Annotated in this window: 2 protein-coding genes; both read left to right on the top strand. The window is 66.7% G+C overall.

From position 1 onward, the window contains the following. Positions 1 to 27 precede the first annotated feature (27 nt). Positions 28 to 1653: a hypothetical protein gene (locus tag VFH65_RS25630; RefSeq protein ID WP_353325400.1), complete on the top strand. Its 1626-nt coding sequence runs from the start codon at positions 28 to 30 to the stop codon at positions 1651 to 1653. Beyond that, the coding region (locus VFH65_RS25625) for a CHAT domain-containing protein (protein WP_414688507.1) at positions 1635 to 2607 on the top strand (973 nt) is incomplete at its 3' end. The genes VFH65_RS25630 and VFH65_RS25625, both read left to right, overlap by 19 nt.

The following is a 2607-nucleotide window of genomic DNA, read 5'->3' as shown; positions in this document are numbered from 1 at the left end:
CGCCCGCCGCTTCAATATGATTCAGCTGTGACGATCCCCGGCGATTTGGAACGCGCCCGTCACCTTGCCTTCGCCGCTGACGAGGTTGCGGCGAAGGATCTGCTGTTGTCGCTGATGCCTCGCATCGAGGAAGCCGACCGCGACGATCTGATGCTCGAGGTGCTGGCGCAGCTGGGGGAGATCTACCTCGTCCGCACCGCATACGACGGTGTGCACGAGGCCATCAGCCGCATCAGAGACTGCCTGGCGATCTATTCGTCGATCCGCGCGGGCACCAACCCAGAGGCCGCCGCGCAGGTCACGATGTCCGACGCCGAGATCGACCACATGATCTGCCGGTACTCACGTCGCGCGCAGTTTCTCGAAGCGGGTTTGGCTGCCGCGGCGCACGGCGATCACGAGGCCGCAGCAGCCGCGTTGGCTGTCCTGACCGAAGACACCTCCGCCTTCGCTGATCTCGACGACGAACTGCGGTATCTCGTTGTGCACGCGCAGATCATCTGTGCGGCCGCGCTCTGCGATGATGATCTGCATGTGCGATCAGTTCCGTTGTGGGAGAAGGTGATTGACGCCATCGACGGTCCAGGCACCGGCAGCGAGTTCGATGATCAGCTTCTGGTGCTGGGCGGCACCGCCTACGGGCGATTCTGCGTCGAGACCGGTCGGCTTCACGAAGCCGAACCCTGGCTTCAGCGTGCCGGCGCGCGCGCACAGAAGCGCGGCTGGGAGCTGGCAACAGCCAGAACAAAACTCGAGCGATCGACCGCGAGATGGACGGCCGGCGACCGTGCAGAGTGCCAACGCCTGGTCCATGAGGCCTACCCCTCAATCGCCGAGCATGCACGAGCGCACGACGTGTCACGGTGCTGGCTCTACTTCGGCCTCATCAGCCTGTCGATCAACGAGCTGGGCGACGCCGATGAACGCTTCGGGCATGCCGAGCGGCACTGGCGTGAGGTGGAAAAGCCGCTGCACATTCACCGTATTCTCTTGCAGCGCAGCTGGGTCGACGTCTTCCGCGGTGATTTCGATGCCGCGCGGGAGCGGGCGAACCAGGCGCGAGAGCTGCTCGACGCGTGGCCCCGGCACAGCTGGCTGCAATACGCCCGCCTCGACGATCACCTTGGTAGCATCTGGCGCGCGGACGCGTTGGCCGACCCGCAGAATGCCGAGTCCAAACTTGAACAGGCCGCAGAACTCAAGGTTCCCGCCGCGCTTGCGGTCGATTCGGTGAGGCACTCGATCGCCGACGCCGACGCGAGGATGCGTTGGGCGACCCACGTTTCGGCAAGGATCCTGGCTGGTGCCTTTGCTGTCGCATGGGAATGGGAGAACACCGATCTGGTCAGCGAGCTTATCGAATATCACAGCGCACGAGGCACTTTCAGTGCGGAGCCCGCCGGGGAGATCGAGGAGTGGACCGACACCGCCACCGCCGCCGTTCCGCTGGAAACCGCTGACGAATACGCCCTTGTCGCCGCCGGATCATCACCTGTGGGCGGTGGTTCAACACTCACGCGGCTTGGCCCGCTTCCGCCCTTGCAGATGCACCCGAATGCCGCGCCGATCATGACTCGTTACCGCGAGCTGGCATACGAGCGGTACGGCTGCGACGTGACGGCCGACGGTGCCGCGTGGCCCACGTGGCCGTGACGGAGCCGGCGACCCTGGTCCTGCGGTTCGCCGACGTCGGAATCGCCACCTATGCCAGCCTGCGCGTCGTCGGGCAGCCGTCTCGAACGGTGACCTGGGTGGTGGAGGAACCCGTCCTGGTCGAGGCGCTGGATCGGCTGGCCGACGCACTGCCAGACCCTCGCGACTCCGAAACCCGGCGTGACGCCGTCGATCGCGCTATCACCCGCGGACCGTTCGCGACGCCCGAATCCGAACTAGCGATCGCTCGCGCGCTGGGTGCGCAGCTTGTCGCGGAACCGGCCTGGCAGCTGCTGGTCGATTGCGTGTCGTCACCGCGTGGCGCGCTGTTCGTATCGCCGAGTGCACGCCTGGCACGCGTCCCGTGGGGCCTGCTTGCCATGCCCAACGACGACGGCTTCCGCCTCATGGAGCTCGTCGAGGTGCTGATGGCCGCGCCGCCGAACATCGTGCACGCACCTCGGACACCGGCACGATGGCAGGACCGGCGCGACAGCCCGCCGCTGCTGGTGCTCGATCCGCGAGTGCCGGGCCAACGCCCGGATTCGGCGCTGGGTTCAGTGCTCGGCAGACCGTCTGAAGAGACCGCCCTGGCAAGGCATTTCGCGGACTTGATGGCGCGCAGGAAGGCACTGCCCGACGTCGACGAAGCCGTCGAGTTGTTCAGGCGCACCGACGCGGATCGCACATGGCTGGCCGACTTGCTCGCGCACGAGCCCAGCAGGCTGTTGTATGTCGGCCACGCGACGGCCGCCGACGGTGACGTCGGCCACGCTGCTCGTGCGGCGCTTCACCTGGCCGATCAACGGCCGCTGACCGCATCGGACCTGATGTCGCTGAAGCTGCCGATGCCGCCGCGCGTCGCGATGCTGGCCTGCGCCTCGGGCGGCGATTACCAATTCGACGAGGCGACCGGCCTGGTGGCCGCGATGATCCTCGGCGGCGCACAGCTGG

Origin of the sequence: Mycobacterium sp. (assembly GCF_035697385.1) — a bacterium.
Taxonomy (GTDB): Bacteria; Actinomycetota; Actinomycetes; order Mycobacteriales; family Mycobacteriaceae; genus Mycobacterium.
Note: the sequence above shows the minus strand (reverse complement) of the source record. Positions and strands in the feature narration are given on the sequence as shown.